At 56.9% G+C, this 25,655-nt stretch carries 23 protein-coding genes and 2 pseudogenes; 12 read left to right on the forward strand and 13 right to left on the reverse strand.

Annotated features, from left to right (window positions below):
* Positions 1–3 precede the first annotated feature (3 nt).
* Both ACZ1GM_RS07025 and gdhA read left to right on the forward strand, forming a co-directional pair.
* Complete coding sequence (locus tag ACZ1GM_RS07025; protein ID WP_472678403.1) at positions 4–717, forward strand: SRPBCC family protein; 714 nt, start codon at positions 4–6, stop codon at positions 715–717.
* Between the two features lie 128 nt (positions 718–845).
* Positions 846–2,219 carry an NADP-specific glutamate dehydrogenase gene (gene gdhA / locus ACZ1GM_RS07030; protein ID WP_472678404.1) on the forward strand — a complete coding sequence of 458 codons (1,374 nt, stop codon included), beginning with the start codon at positions 846–848 and terminating at the stop codon, positions 2,217–2,219.
* 12 nt (positions 2,220–2,231) lie between these two features.
* Here the strand turns inward: gdhA and ACZ1GM_RS07035 are convergent, their stop codons facing one another.
* Positions 2,232–3,683 carry an H-type lectin domain-containing protein gene (locus tag ACZ1GM_RS07035; protein WP_472678405.1) on the reverse strand — a complete coding sequence of 484 codons (1,452 nt, stop codon included), beginning with the start codon at positions 3,681–3,683 and terminating at the stop codon, positions 2,232–2,234.
* Positions 3,684–4,033: 350 nt separating this feature from the next.
* On the opposite strand from ACZ1GM_RS07035, the gene rpsM reads away from it, so the two are divergent.
* The 10 genes and pseudogenes from rpsM (at position 4,034) to ACZ1GM_RS07085 (ending at position 11,883) form a co-directional block, all read left to right on the forward strand.
* A complete protein-coding gene (gene rpsM, locus ACZ1GM_RS07040) occupies positions 4,034–4,402 on the forward strand; it encodes a 30S ribosomal protein S13 (protein WP_472678406.1) in 369 nt (122 codons plus the stop codon).
* A 71-nt stretch (positions 4,403–4,473) separates the two neighbouring features.
* Positions 4,474–4,863 carry a 30S ribosomal protein S11 gene (gene rpsK / locus ACZ1GM_RS07045; RefSeq protein WP_160604054.1) on the forward strand — a complete coding sequence of 130 codons (390 nt, stop codon included), beginning with the start codon at positions 4,474–4,476 and terminating at the stop codon, positions 4,861–4,863.
* Positions 4,864–4,989: 126 nt separating this feature from the next.
* A complete protein-coding gene (locus tag ACZ1GM_RS07050; protein ID WP_472678407.1) occupies positions 4,990–6,045 on the forward strand; it encodes a DNA-directed RNA polymerase subunit alpha in 1,056 nt (351 codons plus the stop codon).
* Between the two features lie 141 nt (positions 6,046–6,186).
* The gene (gene rplQ / locus ACZ1GM_RS07055) at positions 6,187–6,609 is read left to right on the forward strand and encodes a 50S ribosomal protein L17 (RefSeq protein WP_472678408.1); all 423 of its coding nucleotides are present in this window, start codon (positions 6,187–6,189) and stop codon (positions 6,607–6,609) included.
* Positions 6,610–6,728: 119 nt separating this feature from the next.
* Positions 6,729–7,670 carry a serine hydrolase gene (locus ACZ1GM_RS07060; protein ID WP_472678409.1) on the forward strand — a complete coding sequence of 314 codons (942 nt, stop codon included), beginning with the start codon at positions 6,729–6,731 and terminating at the stop codon, positions 7,668–7,670.
* On the forward strand, positions 7,651–8,127 hold the full coding sequence (locus ACZ1GM_RS07065; RefSeq protein WP_472678410.1) for a serine hydrolase: 477 nt from the start codon (positions 7,651–7,653) through the stop codon (positions 8,125–8,127). Before ACZ1GM_RS07060 ends, ACZ1GM_RS07065 begins: the two co-directional genes overlap by 20 nt.
* Positions 8,128–8,211: 84 nt before the next feature.
* Positions 8,212–10,351, forward strand: a pseudogene (locus ACZ1GM_RS07070) (prolyl oligopeptidase family serine peptidase).
* Between the two features lie 130 nt (positions 10,352–10,481).
* Positions 10,482–10,682 (forward strand): hypothetical protein, encoded by a 201-nt coding sequence (locus ACZ1GM_RS07075; protein ID WP_472678411.1) that lies wholly within the window; start codon positions 10,482–10,484, stop codon positions 10,680–10,682.
* 8 nt (positions 10,683–10,690) lie between these two features.
* Positions 10,691–10,897 (forward strand): hypothetical protein, encoded by a 207-nt coding sequence (locus ACZ1GM_RS07080; protein ID WP_472678412.1) that lies wholly within the window; start codon positions 10,691–10,693, stop codon positions 10,895–10,897.
* A 404-nt stretch (positions 10,898–11,301) separates the two neighbouring features.
* The gene (locus ACZ1GM_RS07085) at positions 11,302–11,883 is read left to right on the forward strand and encodes a hypothetical protein (protein WP_472678413.1); all 582 of its coding nucleotides are present in this window, start codon (positions 11,302–11,304) and stop codon (positions 11,881–11,883) included.
* Between the two features lie 10 nt (positions 11,884–11,893).
* Here the strand turns inward: ACZ1GM_RS07085 and ACZ1GM_RS07090 are convergent, their stop codons facing one another.
* From ACZ1GM_RS07090 to ACZ1GM_RS07145, 12 genes and pseudogenes are all read right to left on the reverse strand, one after another.
* On the reverse strand, positions 11,894–12,535 hold the full coding sequence (locus ACZ1GM_RS07090) for a trimeric intracellular cation channel family protein (RefSeq protein ID WP_472678414.1): 642 nt from the start codon (positions 12,533–12,535) through the stop codon (positions 11,894–11,896).
* Positions 12,536–12,544: 9 nt separating this feature from the next.
* On the reverse strand, positions 12,545–13,894 hold the full coding sequence (locus tag ACZ1GM_RS07095) for an amidase family protein (protein ID WP_472678415.1): 1,350 nt from the start codon (positions 13,892–13,894) through the stop codon (positions 12,545–12,547).
* A complete protein-coding gene (locus ACZ1GM_RS07100) occupies positions 13,869–14,708 on the reverse strand; it encodes a hypothetical protein (RefSeq protein ID WP_472678416.1) in 840 nt (279 codons plus the stop codon). The genes ACZ1GM_RS07095 and ACZ1GM_RS07100 overlap by 26 nt, the downstream gene beginning before the upstream one ends.
* 18 nt (positions 14,709–14,726) lie before the next feature.
* Entirely contained in the window at positions 14,727–16,145 is a 1,419-nt protein-coding gene (gene lpdA, locus ACZ1GM_RS07105; protein WP_472678417.1) for a dihydrolipoyl dehydrogenase, read from the reverse strand.
* A 3-nt stretch (positions 16,146–16,148) separates the two neighbouring features.
* Positions 16,149–16,460 (reverse strand): hypothetical protein, encoded by a 312-nt coding sequence (locus ACZ1GM_RS07110; protein WP_472678418.1) that lies wholly within the window; start codon positions 16,458–16,460, stop codon positions 16,149–16,151.
* An 11-nt stretch (positions 16,461–16,471) separates the two neighbouring features.
* A complete protein-coding gene (gene odhB, locus ACZ1GM_RS07115) occupies positions 16,472–17,695 on the reverse strand; it encodes a 2-oxoglutarate dehydrogenase complex dihydrolipoyllysine-residue succinyltransferase (protein WP_472678419.1) in 1,224 nt (407 codons plus the stop codon).
* Positions 17,696–17,707: 12 nt separating this feature from the next.
* Positions 17,708–20,577 (reverse strand): annotated as a pseudogene (locus ACZ1GM_RS07120) (2-oxoglutarate dehydrogenase E1 component).
* 41 nt (positions 20,578–20,618) lie between these two features.
* On the reverse strand, positions 20,619–21,509 hold the full coding sequence (gene sucD, locus ACZ1GM_RS07125; protein ID WP_472678420.1) for a succinate--CoA ligase subunit alpha: 891 nt from the start codon (positions 21,507–21,509) through the stop codon (positions 20,619–20,621).
* A gap of 22 nt (positions 21,510–21,531) precedes the next feature.
* Positions 21,532–22,026, reverse strand: a complete 495-nt coding sequence (locus ACZ1GM_RS07130) for a hypothetical protein (protein ID WP_472678421.1) — start codon at positions 22,024–22,026, stop codon at positions 21,532–21,534.
* Positions 22,019–22,990 (reverse strand): malate dehydrogenase, encoded by a 972-nt coding sequence (mdh, locus tag ACZ1GM_RS07135; RefSeq protein ID WP_472678422.1) that lies wholly within the window; start codon positions 22,988–22,990, stop codon positions 22,019–22,021. Before mdh ends, ACZ1GM_RS07130 begins: the two co-directional genes overlap by 8 nt.
* A 244-nt stretch (positions 22,991–23,234) precedes the next feature.
* The gene (locus ACZ1GM_RS07140) at positions 23,235–25,235 is read right to left on the reverse strand and encodes a putative bifunctional diguanylate cyclase/phosphodiesterase (RefSeq protein WP_472678423.1); all 2,001 of its coding nucleotides are present in this window, start codon (positions 25,233–25,235) and stop codon (positions 23,235–23,237) included.
* Between the two features lie 70 nt (positions 25,236–25,305).
* A complete protein-coding gene (locus ACZ1GM_RS07145; RefSeq protein WP_472678424.1) occupies positions 25,306–25,650 on the reverse strand; it encodes a hypothetical protein in 345 nt (114 codons plus the stop codon).
* Positions 25,651–25,655: the final 5 nt, after the last annotated feature.

Here is a 25,655-nt window from a genome sequence, read left to right on the forward strand (position 1 = left end):
GCGATGAGAGGGATATTCAAACAGTTCGCGGCGTTTGCCATGGGGAGTTGCGCCTTTGTGGCGGCTCCGGCTTTCGCAGAGGTCACACAAACGACCGATACCGGTTTCGTCACCCGCGATACTGCCCAGGTTGCTGCCACACCGCTGGAAACATGGCTCGCCCTGATCAAGCCAGGCGATTGGTGGAATGATAATCATAGCTGGTCGGGCGACGCATCCAACATGACGCTGGTGCCGCAGGCTGGTGGTTGCTTTTGTGAGCGTATCCCAGGTGATGATGGTGACGAAGGTTTCGCCATGGATGGCAGCGCGCGTCACATGGAAGTGATCCAGGCATTTCCCCTGCGGGTGCTGCGTATGCGCGGAGGGTTGGGGCCGTTGCAGGGCGAGCCCGCCACAGGCATCCTCACCATTACGCTGAAAGAGATCGACGGCGGTACTCGCGTGCTGTGGGAATACAATGTCGGCGGTCCCATGCGGTTTGAAATTGGAGAAATCTCCAAAGCCGTCGATGGAGTCATGAGCCAACAACTTAAGGGCCTTCAAGCGCATCTGGGTCCGCTTGATGCGGGTGAGGATGAAAAGCCCGTTGATGGCACCACCGATGACGAGCAAAGTGGTGCTGACGGCGTTAATCTCAACAATGACGAGGACAACCTCGACAACAGCGAATTGAGCCTGGAGGCGCAGATAGACGCGCTCGCGAACGACGAATAGCCGACTGCACCGGTCTATACGGCAAGATCACCACAAAGGTGGCAGGAACATATAAGACTCAGAAAAGTATAGGTCGTATGGACATCACGCTGTCGCTCTAGTCGAGTGACGAAGAGGAGAACGCGACAATGGCTTCCGTATACGACCGGCATGTAGATCTCGACCAGTTCATGGAAGGGGTTCGCAAGCGTAATGAGGGCCAAACTGAATTTATTCAGGCAGTTCAGGAAGTCGCGCAGGATATCTTTGAATTTATCGAGGATAAGGAAGAGTATCACGAGGCGCAGATTTTACGCCGGATTGCAGAGCCGGACCGCGTAGTATCATTCCGCGTGTGCTGGGAAGATGACAATCACAACATCCGGGTTCAGCGTGGTTGGCGTGTCCAGAATAACAATGCGATTGGGCCTTACAAGGGCGGGATTCGCTTCCACCCCACCGTGAACGAAAGCGTGCTAAAATTCCTCGCTTTTGAGCAAACATTCAAAAACTCGTTGACCGGATTGCCAATGGGCGGAGGCAAGGGCGGTTCAAACTTCAACCCGCGCGGCAAGAGCGATGCGGAGGTTATGCGCTTTTGCCAGAGCTTCATGACAGAACTCTATCGCCATATTGGCCCAGATACCGACGTGCCTGCTGGCGATATCGGCGTTGGTGGCCGTGAGATCGGCTATATGTTTGGCCAATACAAGCGGATCACCAATCGGTGGGAAGGCGTTCTCACCGGCAAGGCTCAGGAATTTGGTGGGTCGAAAATGCGTCCTGAGGCGACGGGTTACGGAGCAGTGTATTTCCTTCAAAATATGCTCAAGCATCAGGGCGAGGACGTTGAGGGGAAGACTGCGGTCATTTCCGGTTCGGGTAACGTCGCCACCCATGCTGCGGAAAAGATCACGCAGCTGGGTGGGAAAGTGCTCACCTTGTCGGACAGCGATGGCTTTGTTCATGATCCTGACGGGATTGACCAGGACAAGATCGACTGGGTCAAGCATCTGAAAAACGAGAAACGCGACCGGATCAGTGAATATGTCGATGAATTCAAGAATGCTGAATACCACGAGGATAAGCGGCCATGGCACGTGAAATGTGACCTGGCGCTGCCCTGCGCGACGCAGAACGAACTGAATGAGGATGAGGCCAAGGCGCTCGTGGGCAATGGCGTTCAGGCCGTTTCAGAAGGCGCCAATATGCCTACCACGCTGGAAGGCGTTAAGGTCTTCCACGATGCCAAGATCATGTATGGCCCCGGCAAGGCAGCCAATGCAGGCGGCGTTGCCGTTTCGGGCCTTGAGATGAGCCAGAATTCAGAGCGGATCAGCTGGGATCATGAGAAGCTTGGCGACATGCTAACCGAACTAATGGAAGGCATTCACGAGAAGTGCGTTGAATATGGCGAGCAAGGCGCCAAAGATGATGATGGCTATGTCGACTATGTGAAAGGCGCGAACATAGCCGGCTTCAAGAAAGTCGCCGATGCGATGCTGGCCTTTGGCGTAGTCTGACCTGCGCGTAACTTATTGGATGCGGGCTCTCAGGCGCAATTGAAAGCTTGGGGCCCCGCTTCCGCTGTCACCTGCCATAAAGCCTCCGGGCGTGGCCCTTACAAACCTGACATTGGGATCGGTTCCATCACCGCTGTCGGCGGGCACATAGGTGAAGTTCACACCATCGGTTGAGAACTGATAGCAGTCGGTGGTGCTGGCAAAGGATACGAAGCCGCAGGTCATAGTGCTCGTCGGACTACCCTGCTGAAAGCCGAAAGGCCCGCTGCCGGGCGCGCCAAAATCGCTTACAACAAAATCAAGCTCGTTGGGTAAAGCCTCCAGTACCTGAACGGTGTTTGCATTCGGAGGCGCATTTCCATTGTTGCTGACCGTGATCAGATATTCGACAATAGTTTCGGGGATGGCGAAACCAGACCCTGACGCGTTGGTGAAACCGACGCTCGATTTTGTTACGCTTAGATCCGCCTCGAGCAGCGCGTGGAAGCTCTGCGAAAACGAGATGATCCCGGCTTGTTCGGCATCGCCGCTTGCAACGCTCCGCTCGTTGTCTTGGTCACGATCTTCATCCACCCGAACAGAAATGGTGGTGCCGTTGATTGTGCAATAGCGCAGCCAACCGCCATCAGCGTTGTTCCGGCTCAGCTTTTTCGCGACTACGACAGGGGTGCCGCCGGATTGGCCATGGGGGTTGCTGAAGCAGCCATCGTCCCACCCCCTGATGTTAGCCGGGGTTGTGCTGGCCGCCCAGTTGATTGTCGTGCCCCCAATGTCGGGAAAGCTACCGCTTGTTCCAGCGGGAAATGCAATCCACCCGATCTGTTCATTACCGGGGAAAGGGCCGCTATTGGCCTGACTGCGATCGATGGCGAGCTGGAAACCCGTGATCGAAGGGCTGCGCGCGATTGATGTTATGTGAGGGCGAGAGCTTTGGTTCGCCACATCGCGCGTTTCGCTGTTTGCGGTCTGAAGCTGGTGTATGACGGTCGGGGCGGAGGCCAGCGGGGCAGAGAAGTTGATATTTGCCCAACTTGCCGTTCCCCCCGTGAAGCCGCTGCCGAATTGAACATTACCGATGCTGTTTCTGCCGACCTCGATCACTGTGCCATCTGGCAAAACATGGCGACCGGGCTCGATCGCAATGTAGTGCGTCACCATCACAATGTGCCGACCGTCCCAATTGTCCGGTTCGAGCGCTAATTCGTCAAAGCCCGTGGTTGTAACATTCGTTATCCTGATTGATGCCGAGTTGTTCCCGTTTGACGAAGGGATGGCGATGACAACCGGCACTGTGTCGAATGCCTGCTGAAAGTTCACTCGCACCGGAGCCTGATTATTGAATGTGTCATGCGCGGTGAAGGTACCGGCTTCGATCCGTCCGGCATGGGCGGCCGTACTGATGGAGAGCAGGCACAGCAAAATGGCCGCCAACCGGGCGACGAAGATCGTCGGCTTGCTCAACACTCCCATCACAATGCGTGAAATATCGCATAGCGTGGTTAACCAAGCGTTAGAGAATGCCCGGTCTGAGCGCTAAAAATGGCCTGTCTCGCAAACTCTTGTAAACAGGGGAAACGCACCCATTTTGCAATGCAAGACACAACCAGAAGCCTCGGCGGTTGACGCGGGCGGAGAATCACCCTAAGCGCGCGCATCATTCGACATTTACGGATTGTTCGGCAGGCGGCAGCCATATTGCACGCCATCCGGGCTTTTTGCGTTACAGCAATATGTGAATGTTGAGTGGTTTTTTGAGCGTTGAGATAGGGTAGCTGGCCTGATCCAGTTGGACCCTGTGGAGCATGGAGAAGTAAGTGGCTCGTATTGCCGGGGTAAATATCCCCACAAACAAGCGTGTAATTATCGCGCTTACCTACATTCACGGCATTGGCCGTACCACCGCCGTCCAGATTGCTGACAAGCTGGGCATTGACCACGCGCGCCGCGTGCAGGACCTCAGTGACGAGGAAGTGCTGCGTATTCGTGAGACGATTGACGCGGATTATTCGGTTGAGGGTGACCTCCGCCGTGACACCGCGATGAATATTAAGCGTCTGATGGACCTTAAGTCATATCGCGGTCTGCGTCACCGTAATCAGCTGCCCGTTCGTGGTCAGCGTACGCACACCAATGCCCGCACCCGCAAGGGTAAGGCCAAGCCGATCGCTGGTAAGAAGAAGTAAGCCGCACGCCTCATACCTATTGAGGCGTCTTGCTTTTCCCTTCTTGAAAATCTGTAAGGAACACGAGAACAATGGCACGCGAACCAGGTCGGGTTAGAAAACGCGACAAGAAAAATATCTCAAGCGGTGTTGCACACATCAACGCCAGCTTTAACAACACGATGATCACCATCACCGATGCGCAGGGCAATGCAATCAGCTGGTCCAGCGCTGGTATGATGGGCTTCAAGGGCAGCCGTAAGTCAACACCTTACGCCGCTCAGGTCGCGGCAGACGATGCCGGCAAGAAGGCCGCCGAACACGGCGTCCGTACGCTGGAAGTCGAAGTGAAAGGTCCAGGCTCTGGCCGTGAAAGCGCGCTGCGCGGTTTGGCCGCAGTCGGTTTCACCATCACATCCATTCGCGACGTTACGCCGATCCCGCATAACGGGGTGAGGCCTTCCAAGCGTCGCCGCGTCTGATCCGTTAATGCCCGCGGGTCTGATGTCAGGCCCGCAGTCACATCCGAACGGACCGGACGCGCTAGCCTAGCGTTTCCGGTCTTGTCCGTATCCGATACCCGCCACAGTGCGAATTAGGGGAAATTCATGTCCGTCAACACCAAGAACTGGCAGGAACTCAAGAAACCCAACAGCCTTGAAATCAAGGAAAGCGAAGACAAGGTCCGTAAGGCGACCTTTGTTGCCGAACCGTTGGAGCGTGGCTTTGGCCTGACGCTCGGCAACGCCTTGCGCCGCGTGCTTCTTAGCTCGCTGCAGGGCGCCGCGATTACCTCGATCAAGATCGAGAATGTTCTTCACGAATTCTCTTCGCTCGCTGGTGTGCGCGAAGACGTGACTGACATTGTTCTCAACGTGAAGCAGATCGCGCTGAAGATGGAAGGTGAGGGCGTTAAGCGTCTGCAGCTTTCCGCCACTGGCCCAGCTGAAGTGAAGGCGGGCGACATTGCTGTTTCCGGCGACATCGAAGTGATGAACAAGGATCTGGTGATCTGTCATCTCGACGAAGGTGCGACGCTGAACATGGAACTGACGGCTGACACGGGCAGTGGCTATGCGCCTGCGGTTCAGAACCGTCCGGTTGATGCGCCGATTGGCCTGATCCCGGTCGACAGCCTGTACTCGCCTGTCCGTCAGGTCAGCTACAAGGTCGAAAACGCCCGTGTTGGTCAAGAACTCGACTATGACAAGCTGTCGCTGACGGTCGAAACTGACGGCACGATCGCTCCAGAAGATGCCGTTGCTTACGCCGCGCGCATTCTTCAGGATCAGCTGACACTGTTCGTCCACTTCGAAGACGGCATTCCGCAGCCTTCGAGTGCGATGATCGGCCAGGCTGCTGAGCCACAAGAGAGCGATGCAAACCAGCTCAACCGTTACCTGCTCAAGAAGGTCGACGAGCTGGAGCTTTCTGTACGTTCGGCAAACTGCCTCAAGAACGACAACATCATCTATATCGGCGATCTGGTTCAGAAAACCGAAGCAGAGATGCTGCGTACGCCAAACTTTGGCCGCAAGTCGCTGAACGAGATCAAGGAAGTGCTGTCGAGCATGGGCCTTCGACTGGGTATGGATATCCCAGGCTGGCCGCCTGAAAACATTGAAGAAATGGCCAAGAAGCTCGAACAAGAGCTACTGGGTTAAGATAGGTGAAGGTGGCGGCCTGAACGTGCCACCAGGGACGGGCTACCTCGTACGGGCCTATTACGAACGAAGCGCTGATCCCATCAGGAAAAGTGGGAACCGGTTTTCCGCCCGGATGGGTCAGCCAGAAAGAAGAATACAATGCGTCACGGAATTTCACAGCGTAAGCTGAGCCGTAAATCGGGCCACCGCAAGGCTCTGTTCCGCAATATGTCAGCCGCGCTGATCAAGCATGAGCAGATCCTCACCACGCTTCCAAAAGCGAAGGAAATGCGCCCCTATGTGGAGAAGCTGATCACGCTGGCAAAGCGTGGTGGCCTGTCAAACCGTCGTCTCGCCATGGCGCGTCTGGAGGACGAGACACAGCTGAAGAAGCTGTTTGACGTTCTGGCAGAGCGTTACAGCGACCGCGATGGTGGTTACACGCGGATCATCAAGGCCGGCTATCGCGGCAGCGATGCGGCGCAGATGGCGATCATTGAGCTTGTCGACCGCGATCCCGATGCCAAAGGTCAGGATAGCGGCCCCGTCATGACTGACGAGGAAGACCTCGAAGAAGCGTAAGACGTTTTCTTTCGGGTGGCTCGGAGCTCCGAGAACAACAAACGGGCCGTGAGAGTGATCTCGCGGCCCTTTTCTTTTGGCACCTTCCAATTTCTTGAGCGCGCGATAGGGTGCTTGTCATGGTTCGTTCGTCACTTGGCGCACTTGCGCTTCTCGCCGCAGCATCTTCTGCGTCCGCTCAATCCGCACAGGAACGGCTCGACTCGCGATACGACCGCGCGCTTGCCGCCGGGTACAAAGCGTTATTCTTATGCAGCGCTATCGCAAACGCGGAGGCTAATGGCGCCACGCGAACACCTGAAAGTGTGCATGAGTGGGAGCTGACGGGCATTCAGACCCCGCTCGACGCAATCATTCGTGAAATGCCGTATGAGATTGTCCGTCGTCCCGGTGGCCAGATCGCGCATGTCGCGGTCGAGTGGGATGACACCATGCCTGACCGGATAGCCGCCTACTTCACCGATGAGGGGTGCTCCGGTATCCCAATTGGCGCGCTTGAAAATTGGAGCAGGCCAGAAAGGGAAGTAGAGCGCGCGTCAAACTCTGAAGAGCCAACGGACGAAGCCTTCCCAGGCGGTGGGCGGGTCCCTTATCGATTTAGCGAAGTCCTCGCGATTGCATTTTCCGGCGAGACCTACGGTACCGGCACGCGCTCCACAGCTGTGGTCGTAGTCAAGGATGGCAAGTTAATCGGGGAAAGGTACGCTCGCGGCTTCGATGCGACTACACCGCAACGGACCTGGTCGGTCGCCAAGAGCATCGCCGCGACATTGGTGGGGGCCGCCGTTTATCAGGAAGATGCTGCCGTCACTGACCGTATAGGCCTGGGTTACTGGCGCAGCGGCGGCACCGCCGACGCGCGTAATGCGCTGACGATTGATCACATGCTTAGAATGGCATCGGGGCGATACTCAGATACTCCGGGTAATCGCACAGATCCGCTCTATTGGGGTGGGGCGACCGTGGATGAGACAGCAACCAATTGGCCGATGGTCCATCCGCGCAGGCACCGTCTATCGTTATGCCAACAACGACACGTTGATGGCGATAAAGGCGATTGAGCCATGGCTGCAATATTACAAACCTTCGGTATTTTTTGAGAAGGTCGGCATGCTGCACACAGTTGCCGAGACTGATTGGCGGGGCGGCTATGTGTTGTCGAGCCAAGTTTGGTCTACTGCGCGGGACTTGGCAAAGCTTGGGCAGCTTTATCTCAATGATGGCGTTACCAAGAGCGGGGAGCGTGTCCTCCCGGAAGACTGGCGAGAATATGTGTCATCCGCCAGCGGCCCTCAACCAGAGGGGCGGACATTTGGCTATGGCGCGGGATTCTGGCTGTTGAACAACAGTGACGGCGTGCCTGCCGATACATTCGCAGCACTTGGTAATCGCGGGCAACACATCGTTATTGTGCCGAGCCGCAGCCTCGTGATCGTGCGACGCGGCGAAGATCCGGTGGGCAGCCGGTTCGATATTGCTGCATTTACCCGCGATGTGCTGGCGACGCTCGAAAAGTAGGCGAAAGCGACGCGATTTCGGAAACCAATTGGCGTCGCTCGGCATTCCATTTACAGAAACACAGAACAAAAGGTCGCTCTTCCGATGCTCCGCAAATCCCTCCTGACAGGTGCTGCTATCGCAATCATCGCTACTGCCGTGCAGGCCGAAACCGCCGCGCTTCCAGATTATCCAGAAACATACACTCAAGATTTGGTCGAAACGAAATTCGGCGAAGAGATCGCTGATCCGTATCGATGGCTGGAGGATGATGTCCGCAACAACCCAGAGGTTGCCAATTGGGTCGAGCAGCAAAATGCAGTCAGCGGCGCGTATCTGCAGCAGATGCCCGGCAATGACTGGTTTAAGGCCAAGATGGGTGAGCTGCTGAATTTCGAACGGTTTGGCATTCCGCGCCGCGCAGGTGAGCGTTATTTCTATTCGTACAATTCTGGGCTGATGAACCAGTCGCAATATTTCGTGCGCGACGGGCTTGATGCGGAAGGTCGACTGCTGCTTGATCCGAATGAATGGTCAGAAGACGACGCGACGGCGCTTGCTGGCACTGCGCCATCGATGAGTGGCAGCTATCTTGCCTATTCAATTCAGGACGGCGGCAGTGATTGGCGGATCATCCGGTTCCTCGACGTGAACACGGGTGATGAAGTGTCGGATGAGCTGCGCTGGGCGAAGTTTACGGGACTACAGTGGGTTGGCGACGAAGGGCTTCTTTATTCGCGTTTTCCTGAGCCGGAAGAAGGCCAGGACTTTCAGGCCCGCAATTACAATCAGGCGGTGTATTTTCACCGGATCGGTACGGATCAGAGCAAGGATGAGCTGGTCTATTCGACCCCTGATCGACCTGAACTGGGCCACACGGCCTGGACCACGGATGATGGCCGCTTTGCGGTATTGCTGAGCCGCACCGGCACGGAAGCAAAACAGGAAGTGCATATTATCGATCTGGCCAAGCGCAGCGAGCTTGGCTGGACACCGCGTGTTATGGTGGGCGGCCTTGAGCATGAATGGACCCCGATCGAGTCCGTCGATGGTACGCTCTATTTCATGACCAATGAGAGTGCGCCGAAATATCGAGATCATCAAAATCGATATGGATGCCGCGTCGCCGGTATGGGAAACGGTCATTGCAGAGACCGATCAGCCTATTTCAGGCGCGTCAATCATCGGCGGCAATCTGGTCGTCGAGTACCTTAAGGATGCCTCATCACGCGCGCTGATTTTCGATCTGGATGGCAATCCGAAAAGCGAAATCGCTCTGAATGGATTGGGCAGCGCTGGCGGCTTTGGCGGATCGCCCGACGCATCGGAAACGTTTTATAGCTTTACTACCTTCAACCGGCCTTCGACGATTTATCGGCTTGATCTCGACACTAACGAGACCAGCATCTTTGCGCAGCCGGAATTAACCTTTGATCCTGACGACTACGATGTTGATCAGGTTTTCTATCCTTCCAAGGATGGCACGCAGGTCCCCATGTTCATCGTGAAGCGCAAAGACGTGACCGGACCGGCACCGACGCTGCTTTATGGCTATGGCGGGTTCGACATCTCGCTCACGCCCGGTTTTTCCTCAAGCCGTATGGCGTGGATGGAGGCCGGCGGCGTCTTTGCTCTCGCCAATATTCGCGGTGGTGGTGAATATGGGAAAGAGTGGCATGATGGTGGTCGCCGCGCGAACAAGCAGAACACTTTCGATGATTTCATCGCTGCGGGTGAATATCTCAAAGCGAACGGTATCACGACAGAAAATGGCCTAGCGATACAGGGTGGTTCCAACGGAGGATTGCTGGTTGGTGCGGTGGTGAACCAGCGACCAGATCTTGTCGATGCCGCCAATGCTGCGGTTGGCGTGATGGACATGCTGCGCTTCGACCAGTGGACCGCCGGGCGATATTGGGTGGATGACTATGGCCATCCTGATCGTGAGGAGGATTTCAAAATCCTGCGCGCATACTCGCCGTATCATAACATCCGTTCGGGTGAGGAGTATCCGGCGATGCTGGTGACGACTGCCGATACTGACGATCGCGTGGTGCCCGGGCACAGTTTCAAATATGCGGCTGCTTTGCAGGCCGCCGACGTGGGTGAAGAGCCACAGATTATTCGCGTAGAAACGCGCGCAGGGCATGGTTCGGGTAAGCCTATCGACAAGGTGATCGAAGAGTATGGCGATATTCTGAGTTTTCTCGCCTTTCACACGGGTCTGGAAACACCCGCAAAATAGTTGTTCAGAAAAACATGCACTTTTCTGAACATTCGCTGCAAGGGCAATTCAGCGTGATCACACAACGGTTCAGCTAATCCACTTGTGAAGCCGGAGCAAACCTGCGCCGGTCGAGCAAGAGGATGAACCAATGAAGACCATTACCAAAGCACTGGTTGGTACCGCCACCGCTGGAGCGCTGGCGATGACTTCCGCAGCACCTGCGATGGCAGGTGAGTATCGCGACAAGCGCGGTATTGATGCTGGGGACATCGTCGCGGGCGCTGTAATCCTGGGTGGGATCGCTGCCGTAGCATCGTACCGTTGGGAAGAAGGATCGCTACCGAGATAATTATCGCGATGGGCGCTACAACAACCATCGCGGCGATTACTACCGAGGGGCCCGTTACAAAGACCGCCGCGGGTATCGCGCAGGAAATCCACGCCGTGCGGTTGAACGTTGCGTCCGCGCCGCAGAGCGTCAAGCACAACGCTTTGGTGGGTTCCGCTACGCCGATGTCACTGACATTCGTGACGTTGACCGGACTGGCTATGGTTTCCGTGTGAAAGGACGTATCTTGGTTGAGGGTGGTCGCGGCTATGGCCGAGGCTATTCGGATCGCGGCAGGTTCACCTGCTTCGTGCAGCCAGGCACGCGGCCACAAGTCAACTTCCGTAAAATCCGCGGCTTACGCTGAGTGATTGATCACAAACGCTAACCACCATGGGCGGTTCAGGCTGATGACAGCCTGGGCCGCCTAAACGTGCACACATTACCAATCCAGTTCGCAATGGTGGGGCGAGCTAACGGGGCTAAATTATGACAAACTTTACGAAATGGGCCAGCTTGCCCGCGCTTTTGGCAGCTGCGGCAATGACGGCGACACCTGCGGTGGCAGCAGAATTGCCAGTCCAAGCGGCGCCAGCGACTTACGCACCATCGCAAGCATGGGATTCTGTCTACCGAGACCGTGCAACACCACCGCTGGCGCGGGTATCGCGGCTATAGAGGCTATCGCGGATACCGTCACCGCAACCGGATTGGTGTGGGCGATGTGATCGCCGGGGCTGTTATTATCGGCGGGATCGCTGCAATCGCCAATGCGGCGAACAAGAATAACCGCCGTTATCGCGACCGCGACACTCGCTATCGGGATCGCGATTACCGCTATGACAATCGTCGTGGTGATAGGCGTTCCAACGCTGGGGGTGGTCTCGAAAACGCTGCGTCGATTTGTGTGAGCGAGATTGAGCGCGATGTGCGGGTCGAGAACGTCGATTCTGTCAATCGCACGGGTGCAGGCTGGCAGGTCGCAGGCACGCTTTACAATGGCGAGCCGTTTACCTGTCAGATTGGCAATGACGGACGCATTGACGGCGTCGACTACGGCGTTCGCGGCGCGAGTTACGCGCCCGCTCAAGATCGTCAACACAGCGACGCGCGCTATCAGTCTGCATGGGCGAACGTCGATACGCAGGGCGCAGACGCTACCCCCACTGGGCCGCAGCCTGCCTATCCGGGCGGGCCAATTGACGGCGATCTGGATCAGTGAAGCGATCTAGTTAGTCGGATGCAGTTTCAGCTTCCCTGTCTTTGTAAGAGGGCAGCGATAGCTTCCATCTGATTGCCGCGCTTCGCAAAGCAAACCCGGCACTTGTCGCGCCGATCCATACAAGGGGGAGCGGCAGTTGAGCCAGTTCGCCCGCAACGGCGAGTGATGCGGACAACGCCGCAGCGGTCACGTAAAGCTCTGGCCGCATAATGATCGACGGACGACCAGCGATAACGTCGCGGATGATGCCGCCAACAGTGCCGGTTACTATCCCCATGAGAATGGCCGGAATGGGCGGCACGCCATAGCTGAGCGCTTTCGCCGCGCCGAGCACCGCATATGCCGTAAGGCCCAAGCCATCGGCGAAGTCGAGCAAGCGCCCCTCCCACCAGCGGGTTGGCGTGAACCACGCGATCAACGCCGTGGCCAGACACGCCCCCGCTACCCATGGGTCCGTCATCCAGAATACCGGAGCGTCGATCAAGAGATCGCGGACTGTGCCGCCGCCTACACCTGTGACCAGCGCAAAAAACGCCATCGTGACAAATGTCTGCTTCTCGCGCGCCGCCACGAGCGCGCCAGTCAGTGCAAAGATTGCGATTCCGATGAAATCGAGCGCATCCAGCAAAGGGGTTAAAATGACTTCGTTCATAGTTTGGCCTTAGCCGTGCAAGATTGCACCGATGGCCGTCGCGGTTTCAATACAATCGAGGTCCGACCATTTCGGGCCCATGACCTGCATCCCGCAGGGTAGGCTATCCCTTCCATCACGTGGCACTTCGCCTATCGGCAGAACCGTTGCGGGCAGGTTCGGGAACGCTGCAAGGCCCGCCCAAGCGAGACCATCGGCCGTGCGATGACTTGCTCCGTTGATTGTGACATCGCCTTCAAAAACCGCTTCGTTACGATGTTCAAACGCAGTGATCGGCGCAGGTGGAGCGAGCACGAAATCGTATTCCTCAAAAAGAACAGCCCAGGCTGCTTCATTACGGGCCTGTTGGTCTAGGAGGTCAAACCAATCGGTTGCGGTGGCGCGTTGGCCATCAGGACCGGGTGCACCGCGTGCCATCGCAATGCCGAGCATGCGCATATAATCGCGGTGTTGACCCGCAAGATCGGGAAGGGTGGCGGCCTTCGTGTCGACCTGAACACCGGCTTTTTCCAGCTTGGCTCTCGCATCTTCCGTCAAAGTTCGGATGCCGTTGTCAATTTCGCTAATTGGGTGATCAAGCAGCAGCAGGACACGGCACTCTTTCAAAACTTTCCCGGAGCGTCGCAAAGGATGTGTCGCAGTCAGTTCAGTGAGAATAGCCAGATCCTCACCATTGCGTGCGAGCGGTCCGGCAATCGACAGCGCGCCATCATGCGCCCCTTTGCTCGCCATCAGCGGGTGGACGTGGCCTTCTTTGCTAACCAATCCCCACGTAGTTTTGTGACCCCAAACGCCGTTGAAATGCGCAGGCACGCGCACTGATCCGCCAATGTCGGTGCCGAATTCACAAGGGACCATACCGCTCGCCACAGCAGCCGCCGAGCCACCGGAAGAGCCACCCGCGCTCCTATTATGGTCGTGTGGATTGTTAGTTCGCCCGTAAACGGGGTTGAAGCTTTGCCAGTCGGTCAGATCGACCGGCACATTGCTTTTGCCGATGAACACCACCCCGGCGGCTTTAAGGGCCCGAACTACGGCGGCGTCATTCTGTGCGATGTTTTTCGCATGCGCCTGATGACCCCAGCACGTGGGCAGACCCGCAATGTCGAAGCTTTCTTTGATGGTCATCGGCACGCCAAACAGTGGCTGATCGGGGCGCGGTGTCGTGCCATCCATAGCCTTGGCAGTTTCGATCGCACGCTCGAAATCGCAAACGGCAATTGCGTTGACATGCGCGTCAAGTTTCTCCACCCGTGCGATCGCGTCTTCCACTGCCTCGTGTGGCGAAATGTCGCCCGCGCGAATGGCTGCTGCTGTCTCTAGCGCGCCGGGCTTATCTGTCAGCTTTGGATAGCTCATCGCGGTCTGCCGTGTCCTCTCTCATTCCAAGGGCAAGTGCATAACCGATAATCGGCGCAGCGCCATATCCGATGAAGATACTTGGGTAATTGCTCAACACTGCGGTGATCGAAAAGCCAGCCATGGAACCCGCCAGAGCATAGCGGATGGCAGGTGGCCGATTGAGCGAAAAGAGCATCAGGAAAAAGCTCGCCAGCAACGCACACAGAAGAGCGAGTGCGACGAAGCTGTTCTGCTCGAAAGCGGTCGCGATGACCCGCTCGACGAAGGGCTGTGGAGGCAGTTCACCGCGTATTGATGCGTAGATTCCTGCAAGAAACGCTGAGCCCGCGACGACACCTGGTTTCCAATCATGCCACGCGAAGTAAAGGCCCACCGCTGCTCCGAAGATCGCGAAGCACACTGCGGCATCGGGTTGAAGAACAGCGATAAGAACCGCCAGCATAAGAAGGATTGGTGAGTTTTCGCGCTGCGTGGCCGCGAAGCTAACCAATGCGGGGATGACGACCATTCCTGCGTGCAGTTGAAACGGACCGAGCGGCAACCATCGGCTCACTCCGTTGATGTGAGGACCGGTGAGTAAAGGTAGCGCTAGCACGCCAAGCAGCATGATCGGAGCGACCCACACAGTGCTGTGTGAAACAGACGAAGTCGACCATCGCCCAAACCAAATCCACGCCGCTGCCACTGCAAGCGTGACTGCGTTGATCAGAAGATAGCTTCGCGGAGCGCCGAAGGCGGCCATAAACGCAAGCCCAGCGAAGGTTGGGATGGCTATGCTTAGCAGAGCAAATCCGCGACCTTGGTCGATCATGCTCGCTCCGCCACGCAATCACATATGGATCGGTTTACCGGTCACCGCCATCGCGGCCTCTTTCATCGCTTCGGCATGGGTTGGGTGTGCGTGGCAGGTGTAGGCAATGTCTTCGCTCGTCGCGCCAAATTCCATCGCGATACCTGCCTCTGCGATCATCGTGCCCGCAACGCTGGCGATACACCACACTCCCAGCACGCGGTCAGTTTCTGCATCGGAGATAACTTTCACAAAACCATCGGGTTCGTGATTGGTTTTCGCGCGGCTGTTGGCCATCATCGGGAACTTGCCGACATTGATGGCCTTCTTGTCACCGCCTGCCTGCTCAATCGCTTGCTCTGTCGTAAGGCCTACGCCCGCGATCTCAGGCAGGGTGTAGACCACGCTCGGGATTACCGCATGGTTCACGATGCCGGTTTCGCCAGCGATGTTTTCAGCAACGGCGATGCCCTCATCCTCGGCCTTGTGGGCCAGCATCGGGCCGGGAATGCAGTCACCAATCGCCCACACATTGCTGACTTTGGTGCGGAAGTCGTGATCGGTCTCAATTTGCCCGCGCTGATTGGTTTCGAGGCCAATGGCATCGAGGCCCAGGCCATCGGTATTCGGACGTCGCCCGATCGAGACAAGCACGCAGTCTGCTTCCATCGTCTCGCTATCGCCGCCTGCGGCCGGCTCCAGAGTCAAAATAGCCTTCTTGCCTTTGACGGTCACGCCGGTAACCTTCGTCGACAGCTTGAACTCGATCCCCTGCTTCTTGAAGATCTTGCGCGATTCCTTGCGGATGTCGCCGTCCATGCCGGGCAGAATTTCATCAAGAAATTCGACGCAGAGTACTTCCGCGCCAAGCCTGTTCCAGACAGAGCCCAGTTCCAATCCGATCACACCGCCGCCAATGACGACCATTTTCTTTGGAACCTTGGGCAGTTCGAGCGCGCCTGTGGAATCGACCACCACGCCCTTGGCATTGTCGACTTCGACGCCGGGCAGTGGGGTGACAGAAGAGCCGGTCGCGATCACGATGTCTTTTGCGGTGACGGTATCCTTGCCGACCTTGACTGTGTTTGCGTCCTGAAAAGTGCCAATGCCTTTGAGCCAGGTAACCTTGTTCTTTTTAAACAGGAATTCGACGCCCTTGGTCAGCCCATCGACCGCGTCAACCCGTTGGCCATGCATCTTGCCGAGGTTTAGCTTGGGCTTTACCTCAATGCCCATGCTTTCCATCGCGCCATTGGCCGCTGCATCGAAATATTCGCTGGCATGCAGCATCGCCTTCGACGGAATGCAGCCAACATTGAGGCACGTACCGCCCAGCGTATCGCGGGATTCAACACAAGCGGTTTTCAGGCCAAGCTGCGCAGCACGAATGGCCGCGACATAGCCGCCGGGGCCAGCACCAATTACCAGAACATCGTAGTCGTAAGAGTGGTCACTCATTGATCAGCTCGCTTCATTGGGCTCAATTGCAATTTCGCCGTCACCGATAGTCTCATCGAGACAGGCGTCCATGATGGCATCGACCTTGCTCGTGTCGCTGCCCATTTTCTCGCTCATCGATAATTCCTCTTTGGTACGTTCCGCCGCGCAGGCGCACATGGCTGTGCTCACTTCGGCCGGAACGCCCAATTTGGTGCTTTCAGATTCGCAAGTTGCCGCGAATTCTTCTGCAAAACCGTTGTCAAAGCCGTCCGATATGGAATCGCATCCAAGTAGAGCGAGCGCTATTGGCGCGACCATGAGTTCACGTGTCATCACTCGTTTCCTCACAAATCAATCAGCATCCGGGTCGGGTCTTCGATCGCTTCCTTAATGATTTTCAGAGCCGTAACCGCCTCGCGACCATCGATCAGTCGGTGGTCATAGCTAAGCGCGATATACATCATCGGTTTGATCACGACTTCGCCATTTACCGCAACCGGGCGGTCTTCAATCCGGTGGAGGCCCAGGACGGCGCTTTGCGGCGGGTTGATGATCGGGGTCGACATGAGCGATCCGAACACCCCGCCATTGGAGATGGTGAAGGTGCCGCCCTTCATGTCTTCCATGGTCAGTGTGCCGTCGCGGGCGCGGCTGCCAAAGTCTGCGATGTCTTTCTCGATCTGCGCGAAGCCTTTCGCCTGACAATCGCGGATGACCGGGACGACCAGGCCGTTGGGCGCGCTGACCGCTACCGAAATATCGACATAGTCGTGATAGACGATCTCTTCGCCTTCAATATAGGCATTGACCGACGGTACATCTTTCAGCGCGAGGCAGGCAGCCTTCGCGAAGAAGCCCATAAAGCCGAGCTTGATGTCGTGTTTCTTAGCGAACAGGTCTTTATACTTTGTCCGCGCCTCGATCACCGCAGACATGTCGACATCGTTGAAGGTTGTCAGCAGCGCCGCTTCTTCCTGAGCACCTTTCAAACGCTTCGCAATTGTCTGCCGCATGCGGGTCATTTTGACGCGTTCTTCGCGGCGTTCTCCGGTCGCGGTTGGCGCTGACGCAGTTGCCTGTTCTGCAGGTGCAGGGGCGCCATCATCGCGTTTGTTCCGCGCTGCGGCCAGCACATCTTCCTTGGTCAGGCGGCCATCCTTTCCCGTGCCTTTGATTGTCGTGGGATCGACACCATGTTCGAGCACGGCGCGACGTACGGCAGGCGACATGGTCACCGAGGCGTCAGCCGGAGCGTCACTTGCAGCAGGAGCAGGAGAGGGAGTGGGTGAGGGCGCCGGTGCTGCATCAGCGGGCTTCGCTGATGCCGAAGCGCCTTCTTCAACCACCGCGATCAACGCGCCGACTTCGACCGTGTCGCCGACCTCGACCGAATGCGATTGCAAGACGCCAGCGACGGGTGAGGGCACCTCAACCGCAACCTTGTCTGTCTCCAGACTGGCGATGGGCTCATCGACCGCGACGGCGTCGCCGGGCTGTTTCAACCATTCGCCTACGGTCGCTTCGGTTACGGATTCACCCAGAGTGGGAACGGTAATTTCAGTAGCCATGCCTATTGTTCCTCAGGCTTTCGATTTCGTTTTGCGCGCAACGCGCTTTGCATTGGTTTTGCCACGCTCTGAAAGACCCAGCGCCACGGAGACGAGAGCCTCTTGCTGAGCCTGGTGACGAGATGCGAGACCGGTCGCGGGTGAAGCTGCATCTTCACGACCGGCATAGAGCGGACGCATGCCTTCATGCCCTGCATTGGTAAGCGATGTTTCGATCCGCTCATTCACGAAGAACCAAGAACCATTGTTCTTCGGCTCCTCCTGACACCAGACAACCTCTTCGAGATTGGTCATGCGTTTGAGGCGGATCGACAAAGGATCACCGGGGAAGGGGTACAGCTGCTCAATGCGTACAATTGATACATCATCAAGCCCTTCCTCCTCGCGCTTCTCGTAAAGGTCGTAGAAAACCTTGCCTGAGCACAGGACCAGACGTTTGATCTTAGCGTCTGCCTTAGTTTTGGTTTCCATGTCGGGATCGGACTTGATCCGCTTGAATTGAGACTCGCCCATGAACTCGTCCGCCGCGCTTTTGCACAGCGGGTGACGCAGCAGGCTCTTGGGTGTCATGATCACCAGCGGTTTGCGGAACGGGCGCAGCATCTGGCGGCGCAATACGTGGAAGTAATTGGCCGGGGTCGAGATGTTGCAGACCTGAATATTATCATTCGCGCATAGTTGAAGGAAGCGTTCAAGCCGTGCAGAACTATGCTCTGGGCCTTGCCCCTCATAACCGTGCGGCAACAGCATTACGAGGCCATTCGCGCGTAGCCATTTTGCCTCACCGCTCGCGATGAACTGATCAATCATGATCTGCGCGCCATTGGCAAAATCGCCAAACTGCGCCTCCCACATGACCAGTGTTTTCGGGTCGGCCATGGCAAAGCCATATTCAAACCCCAGCACGCCATACTCTGACAGGATGCTGTCATAGACCTCAAACTTGCCATGCGGCAGGTTGGCAAGCGGGATGTACTTGCTCTCGTCTTTCTGGTCGACCCAGATGGCATGCCGCTGGCTGAATGTGCCGCGTCCGGAATCTTGCCCTGACAGGCGCACACCATAGCCTTCGGTTACCAGGCTGCCGAAAGCGAGCGCCTCCGCAGTGGCCCAATCAAAGCCTTCCCCGCTATCAAACATCTTTTGTTTGGCGTTGATGACGCGGCCCAGGGTTTTGTGGATCGTTAGATCATCGGGCACGGTGGTGAGCGTGCGCCCAAGGCTTTCAAACAGTTTTTGCGGGATTGCAGTTTCGACATTGCGTCGCGCGGTTTCCGGGTCGGTACCGGCTTGTTCAGGCCTGCCCAGCGGCCACCGAACCAGTCAGCTTCGTTGGGTTTATAGCTTTTCGCCGCCTCGAACTCTTCATCGAGCAACGCGCTAAACTCATTACGCAAACCATCGACATACCCATCGTCAATCACGCCTTCACGAGTGAGGCGATCCGAATAAATGACGCTGACCTTGGGATGCTTGCCAATCCGCTCATACATCAGCGGTTGCGTGAACTTGGGCTCATCGCCCTCATTGTGACCAAACCGGCGATAGCACCACATGTCGATCACGATGTCGCGGCCAAAAGTCTGGCGATATTCGACCGCAAGCTTGCAAGCGAACGTCACCGCCTCTGGATCATCGCCATTCACGTGCAGGATAGGCGCCTGCACACCCTTCGATACATCGGTCGGGTAAGGCGAATTGCGCGCGAATTTTGGACTGGTGGTGAAGCCAATCTGGTTGTTGATGATGAAATGGATGCAGCCACCGGTGTTATAACCGGGCACGCCGGAAAGGCTGAGGCTTTCCCAGACGACTCCCTGACCAGCGAAAGCCGCATCGCCGTGAATCAGAACAGGCAATACTTGTTCGTGCTTGACCAGATCGTCGCGGATCGCCTGTTGCGCGCGGACTTTACCCAGCACAACCGGGTCAACCGCCTCAAGGTGTGAGGGGTTAGGGACCAGCGACATATGCACTTCGATATCGTCGAACGCGCGGTCCGTACTGGTGCCGAGGTGATATTTCACATCGCCAGAGCCGCCCACATCCTCTGGGTTGGCGCTACCACCGGAAAATTCGTGAAAGATCACCTTGTATGGCTTGCCCATCACATTGGCGAGGACGTTCAGTCGGCCACGGTGAGCCATGCCGTAAATGATCTCGCGCACGCCCATCTGGCCGCCATGTTTGATCACCGCTTCCAGCGCAGGGATCATGCTCTCGCCGCCATCTAGGCCAAAGCGCTTGGTGCCGACATATTTCTTGCCGAGATAGTTCTCATATTGCTCGCCGCGAACAACCGCTGCCAGAATCGCTTTCTTGCCCTCCGGAGTGAAGTGGATCGTATCACCGGGGCTTTCGAACTTGTCCTGCAGAAAGCGCCGTTCCTCGGTATCGGCGATATGCATGTATTCCAGGCCAACATTGCCGCAATAGACCTCTTGCAGCCGTTTGTGCAGCGCGCCAATCGTGGTCCATTCGAGGCCAAGGATGTCGCTGACATAAACCTCTTCAGCCTCAAGGCCTGCCAACCCGTGAAACTCCAACGTTAAGTCGGCTGGCATTTCCCGTTTTGAAGATAGGCCCAACGGGTCGAGATCAGCCGCGAGATGCCCTCGCACCCGGTACAGCCGGACCAGCGTCATCGCCTTGTTAGAGATGTCAGCTGCGTGCTGCAGCGCATCCTGATCAAGTGGCTTGCCCGCTTTCTTCGCGGCCTTTTCAATCGCGACCCGCATTTGCGTGGGGTCAAGCGCCTGCGTCAGGTCGGCCTGTTCCTCAGCAACCTGATCGAGCCAGCGCGGATTGCCCCAACTCGGGCCGGGCTGTGCGCCTTCCTGATCGGTCAATTCCGGGATGAATCTGTGGTCGTCTTTACCCATTGGGCGTCTCCGGGGAGGGGAGGTAAGGAAGAGCTCGCGGGTCAGGCGAGCTCTTTCAACATCGCATCAAGTGTGGTGCCAAGCTCGCTTGGGCTGGGGGAGACGCGGATGCCCGCGTCTTCCATCGCCGCGATCTTGTCGTCCGCGCCGCCTTTGCCGCCGGATACGATTGCGCCTGCGTGGCCCATCCGGCGACCGGGAGGTGCCGTGCGGCCCGCGATAAAGCCGACGGTCGGCTTCTTGCGGCCTTTCGCGGCTTCTTGCTTGAGGAATTCAGCTGCTTCTTCCTCCGCGCTGCCGCCAATCTCGCCAATCATGATGATTGACTTGGTTTCATCATCGTCAAGGAAGAGGTCGAGCACGTCGATAAAGTTGGTGCCGTTGACCGGGTCACCGCCAATGCCGACTGCTGTTGTTTGGCCGAGGCCAACCATGGTGGTTTGATGCACCGCTTCGTATGTGAGCGTGCCGGAGCGGCTAACAACGCCTACGCTGCCCTTCTTGAAGATCGAGCCCGGCATGATGCCGATCTTGCACTCTTCAGGCGTGAGAACGCCGGGGCAGTTTGGGCCGATGAGGCGCGATTTCGAGCCGGTGAGAGCAGCCTTGGCGCGCACCATGTCGAGCACGGGAATGCCCTCGGTGATGCAGATGATCAGCTCGATCTCGGCATCAATCGCCTCGCAAATTGCGTCGGCGGCGAAGGGCGGGGGCACGTAAATGCACGATGCGGTCGCGCCGGTGGCTTCCTTCGCCTCACGCACAGTGTTGAATTGAGGCAGGCCGATATGCTCGCTGCCGCCTTTGCCCGGCGTTACACCCGCCACCATCTGCGTCCCGTAGTCGAGCGCCTGCTGCGTGTGGAAAGTGCCGGTATTGCCGGTCATCCCTTGGGTGATGACCTTGGTGTCTTTGTTTACAAGGATGGACATGGATTGGTCTCCAAAAGAGAGGCTATGATTCGGTTTTTTGAGTGTCGATAACGAGTATCAGGCCTCGGCGTGGATTTTGTACGGAGATCAGAGCTTCTCGACCATCTTCTAGAACGAATACGACGCGTCCATTGTCAGAAAACATTTTGAGCTGATCACCAAACTTCTCGGAAGCCCAAGCGCTAATAGCAGAGATAAGATCGCGCGCGGACTGGATACTTTCCACTTTTCCAGAGCCTGTGCATTGCATGCCGAGCGTTCGGAGCGTGATCGAAACTTCAGGGTGGCCAAAAGGCTGGGATCCAATCGATCGATCGAATGAGCTTGCTTCAACTTCGCTCCAACCATGTTCGTGGAGTGCAGCAGCTCTGGGTAAACCGTTCTCGAGCGCTGACCAACACGAGCCAAGCAACGATGTAAAGTCACTTGAACTCGGCGCTTCGTCTTTCGCCGAAGCACCGGTGGCCAATCCCAAAACCGAGAAAAGCAAGAGTGATTGAGAAACAGCCTTAAGCAAGACTGCTATCCAGACCCTTACACGCTTCGAGCAGTTCCTCTACCGCGTCCGTGCTGACCTTGAGGTTGGCTTTCTCTTCGTCGCTGAGTTCAATCTCAACCACTTCCTCGGTGCCGCCTGCGCCGATCACGGTTGGGACGCCGACATAAAGGCCGTCGAGGCCGTATTTGCCTTCAACAAAGCTCGCACATGGCAGGATGCGCTTCTGGTCGCCGAGATACGCTTCGGCCATGCTGATCGCGCTGGTGGCGGGGGCATAATAGGCCGAGCCGTTGCCGAGCAGGCCAACAATCTCGCCGCCGCCCTTACGAGTGCGGTCTACGATTTCATCGAGACGCTCTGCAGGCACGCCCTTGATCTTGGCATAATCGTCAACAGGAATGCCGTTGATCGTGGTGTAGCTCTTGACCGGAACCATCGTGTCGCCATGGCCGCCGAGTACAAACGCGTTCACGTCCTTGACTGAGCAGTCGAATTCCCACGCGAGGAATGTTGCGAAGCGCGCGCTGTCGAGCACGCCCGCCATGCCCACCACCTTGTTGTGCGGCAGGCCGGAGAATTCGCGCAGCGCCCAGACCATCGCATCGAGCGGGTTGGTTATGCAGATTACGAACGCGTTGGGGCAGTTATTCTTGATGCCTTCGCCGACTGCCTTCATCACTTTCAGGTTGATGCCAAGCAAATCGTCGCGGCTCATGCCCGGCTTGCGCGGCACGCCAGCGGTCACGATTACGACGTCGGATCCGGCAATGTCCGCATAGTCGTTTGACCCGGTGATCTTTGCGTCAAATCCCTCAATCGGGCCGCATTGGCTGAGGTCCAGCGCCTTGCCCTGAGGCATGCCCTCGGCAATGTCGAACAGGACGATGTCGCCCATTTCTTTCTTCGCTGCGAGGTGAGCAAGTGTGCCGCCGATCATGCCGGAGCCAATAAGAGCGATTTTGTTGCGTCCTGCGTTGGCCATAAGTCTGGGACCATCCTTTAAACTGCAAGCGGGACCAGTCGGTTAGTCGCGAAAGCGCCCCTCGGTCCCACATAGGTAGGAAGCGCTCCGAAATGCGGGATTGGCCTAGGCGCGTGAAAAGGTGATTGCAACCGCAATTACCCCTAATACGGCCACTATCTTTGCAACTAGTTCGCAATAGCAGTAGGGGTGTCGATTACCTTGGATTGAGCGCTCTCATACCACGTATGGCCGTCTGATTGCGCTATCCGGCTGCGCGATGCCGAGCGGTGTCATCACCCTCACGCTCCTGCGCGAGCAGCATTGCGGCCAAGTGATCGGGCACCGCGCGACTGAAGTAATAGCCTTGCCCCAGCGCACACCCTGCCTTGCGAACCGCCTGAACCTGTTCGACGGTTTCCAGACCCTCTGCAACAATTGTCATGTCGAGCGTCTGCGCCATTTGCGACACCGCGCGGATGATCGCTTCGCTCTTCTTGCCTGCATTCGCGCCTGATACGAAACTGCGGTCGACCTTGATCTTAGAAAATGGCCATTTGTCGATATAGCTGAGTGACGAGTACCCAGTACCAAAATCATCAAGCGCAAAGCGTACGCCAGCCTTGTTCAACTCCGCGACAAAGGCCTCGGCTTGATCGGTCTTGTCCAGAAAAATGCTCTCTGTCACTTCCAACTCGAGCCGCGAGGGTTCGAGCCGAGCTTCTTTCAGCGCGCTCAGTATTCCCATTGCCGCGCCCGGTGCTTTGATTTGCAGTGGGGACAAGTTGACTGCCAGTGAGACTTCTCGTGGCCATTGTGCAGCTGCCTTCGCAGCCTGCGCAGTGATCCAATTGCCCAGCGTTACAATCGCTCCGGAATCCTCTGCGATCGGGATAAACTCGTCGGGTTTCAGCTCGCCGCGCTCAGGATGGAACCAGCGTACCAAAGCCTCAAAGGTGCGGATTTTGCCAGTCTGAAGATCAACAATAGGTTGGAAGAATATCGACAGTTCGTCGTGCTTGATCGCATGGCGTAGCTCTTCCTCGATTTGTCGGCGACGGGCCAGGCTTCGCGTCATGGACGGGGTGAAGAAACACGATTGGCCGCGCCCGTTCGCTTTCGCTTGATACAAAGCCAGATCAGACGCCTGCAGCAGTTCCGCCGCATCATTGCCATCTTCCGGCATGCTCGCAATCCCGATTGAAACCTGCATTTCAATGAGGTCGCCATTTGCGCGGAACGGGCGGCTGATCTCCGCTTGCACGCCTGCGGCCAGCTTTTCGCAGTCCGCCTTGCCATTAGCCCGGCAGAACATCACAAATTCGTCGCCGCCAAAGCGCGCGATTGTCGCATCGTCGGGCATGATGGCTGTCAGCCGATGCGCAATTTCGGCGAGCACCTGGTCGCCGACCTGGTGGCCCAGCATATCGTTGATCTGCTTGAAGCGGTCGAGATCGAGCCAGAATATGCCAAGCCCAGTATCCTTCGACGCATCTTTTAACTCGCGATCAAGCGCGAAGTTAAGACCCGCCCGATTGGCTAAGCCCGTCAGGGCGTCGCTACGTGCCAGTTCCTGCATTTGGTCGGCCAACATGCGGCTTTCCTCTGCGGTCGAGATCGCTTCCCTGAGCGTCTTCGCCAGATTTGTGACGATGCTGGCCATGGCGGGGAAGAGCAGCATTATCGTGATGGCGAGCACGTTCATGGCGGGGCCGCCAATGATGAGCGCAGCGGCAAAAATTGGTGCAGCGACAAGGAATAGCTGCCCCAAGGCAATCTGCGGTCGGCCCGCGTTTCTGGCACAGGTGCCTACACCGTAGCACAACGCGTTGGCAATCATCAGCACCTCCAATGGTGCAGGCAGCAGCATCAAAAGGACAAGGGCTGTGAAGGTGCCGAGTGTCAGAGAGTAACTGAAAGCACCAAGTTGATATGACAGCTCCAGTCTTCGTGTGCTCGCCTGGCTGCCATCTCTCGGCATGCTGGACGCAAGCATAATGCGCACAACGGCGATAATGCTGAGAAGCGAACACAAAACATACAGGAGTGTATTGTCAGCGAGATAAGCGGTTGTACCGCACGCGGCAACGCCAGTGATAGCACCAATCGCCAAGCTAAGTGGTTGCGTGTAAAGCGTTTTGGTGAGGCTGCGGTGCGCGCGATCACTCAGGGCATCGCCGCCGTCGATGCGGCGCAAAGCACTCATAAGCGGGAAATGTGAAGTCAGGCGCGCCATAACCGTACGAAGATCGCAGAATTCGGTCATTTTTTGGTTAATTCGGGTATCTGTCGTGCTGGCCTTGTCGCCGGGCCGGAAGTCATCCCGGTCGCGGTGTCTAGCCCGCGCGTTTCGTGCTTTCGAGTTGAGGCAGCTTTTGGACCATCTGCCGGTCGAGCTTTCCGCACACGCCGCGCCAGAAAACGTAGCTTTCTCGGTTGCCGGTCGATGCCGCTTTCCGAGCGTGAACAAACGCTTCATGCGCTGCACCAAGCCCATACTCAGCAAACAATTCCAGCGCCGTCCGCATCAATTTTTGCTCATCATCGCTTGGGGTGCGAAGGCTACTGACGTCAAAGATCGAGCAGTCATCATTGGCCGCCTTGAGAAGTACATCACCACGTGTGAGAGTCGCAATTGTATCCGTGCCGCAGATTGCGGCTGAATTGCGTAGCGTGATCATGTTTG

Source organism: Qipengyuania sp. JB2-7 (assembly GCF_055693485.1).

Bases quoted from the DNA above. Each gene is read 5' to 3' on its own strand.
- ACZ1GM_RS07025 (WP_472678403.1), top strand. From the start codon at position 4: ATGAGAGGGATATTCAAACAGTTCGCGGCGTTTGCCATGGGGAGTTGC.
- gdhA (WP_472678404.1), top strand. From the start codon at position 846: ATGGCTTCCGTATACGACCGGCATGTAGATCTCGACCAGTTCATGGAA.
- rpsK (WP_160604054.1), top strand. From the start codon at position 4,474: ATGGCACGCGAACCAGGTCGGGTTAGAAAACGCGACAAGAAAAATATC.
- ACZ1GM_RS07050 (WP_472678407.1), top strand. From the start codon at position 4,990: ATGTCCGTCAACACCAAGAACTGGCAGGAACTCAAGAAACCCAACAGC.
- rplQ (WP_472678408.1), top strand. From the start codon at position 6,187: ATGCGTCACGGAATTTCACAGCGTAAGCTGAGCCGTAAATCGGGCCAC.
- ACZ1GM_RS07060 (WP_472678409.1), top strand. From the start codon at position 6,729: ATGGTTCGTTCGTCACTTGGCGCACTTGCGCTTCTCGCCGCAGCATCT.
- ACZ1GM_RS07065 (WP_472678410.1), top strand. From the start codon at position 7,651: ATGGCGATAAAGGCGATTGAGCCATGGCTGCAATATTACAAACCTTCG.
- ACZ1GM_RS07075 (WP_472678411.1), top strand. From the start codon at position 10,482: ATGAAGACCATTACCAAAGCACTGGTTGGTACCGCCACCGCTGGAGCG.
- ACZ1GM_RS07080 (WP_472678412.1), top strand. From the start codon at position 10,691: ATGGGCGCTACAACAACCATCGCGGCGATTACTACCGAGGGGCCCGTT.
- ACZ1GM_RS07090 (WP_472678414.1), bottom strand. From the start codon at position 12,535: ATGAACGAAGTCATTTTAACCCCTTTGCTGGATGCGCTCGATTTCATC.
- ACZ1GM_RS07095 (WP_472678415.1), bottom strand. From the start codon at position 13,894: ATGAGCTATCCAAAGCTGACAGATAAGCCCGGCGCGCTAGAGACAGCA.
- ACZ1GM_RS07100 (WP_472678416.1), bottom strand. From the start codon at position 14,708: ATGATCGACCAAGGTCGCGGATTTGCTCTGCTAAGCATAGCCATCCCA.
- lpdA (WP_472678417.1), bottom strand. From the start codon at position 16,145: ATGAGTGACCACTCTTACGACTACGATGTTCTGGTAATTGGTGCTGGC.
- ACZ1GM_RS07110 (WP_472678418.1), bottom strand. From the start codon at position 16,460: ATGACACGTGAACTCATGGTCGCGCCAATAGCGCTCGCTCTACTTGGA.
- odhB (WP_472678419.1), bottom strand. From the start codon at position 17,695: ATGGCTACTGAAATTACCGTTCCCACTCTGGGTGAATCCGTAACCGAA.
- sucD (WP_472678420.1), bottom strand. From the start codon at position 21,509: ATGTCCATCCTTGTAAACAAAGACACCAAGGTCATCACCCAAGGGATG.
- mdh (WP_472678422.1), bottom strand. From the start codon at position 22,990: ATGGCCAACGCAGGACGCAACAAAATCGCTCTTATTGGCTCCGGCATG.
- ACZ1GM_RS07140 (WP_472678423.1), bottom strand. From the start codon at position 25,235: ATGACCGAATTCTGCGATCTTCGTACGGTTATGGCGCGCCTGACTTCA.
- ACZ1GM_RS07145 (WP_472678424.1), bottom strand. From the start codon at position 25,650: ATGATCACGCTACGCAATTCAGCCGCAATCTGCGGCACGGATACAATT.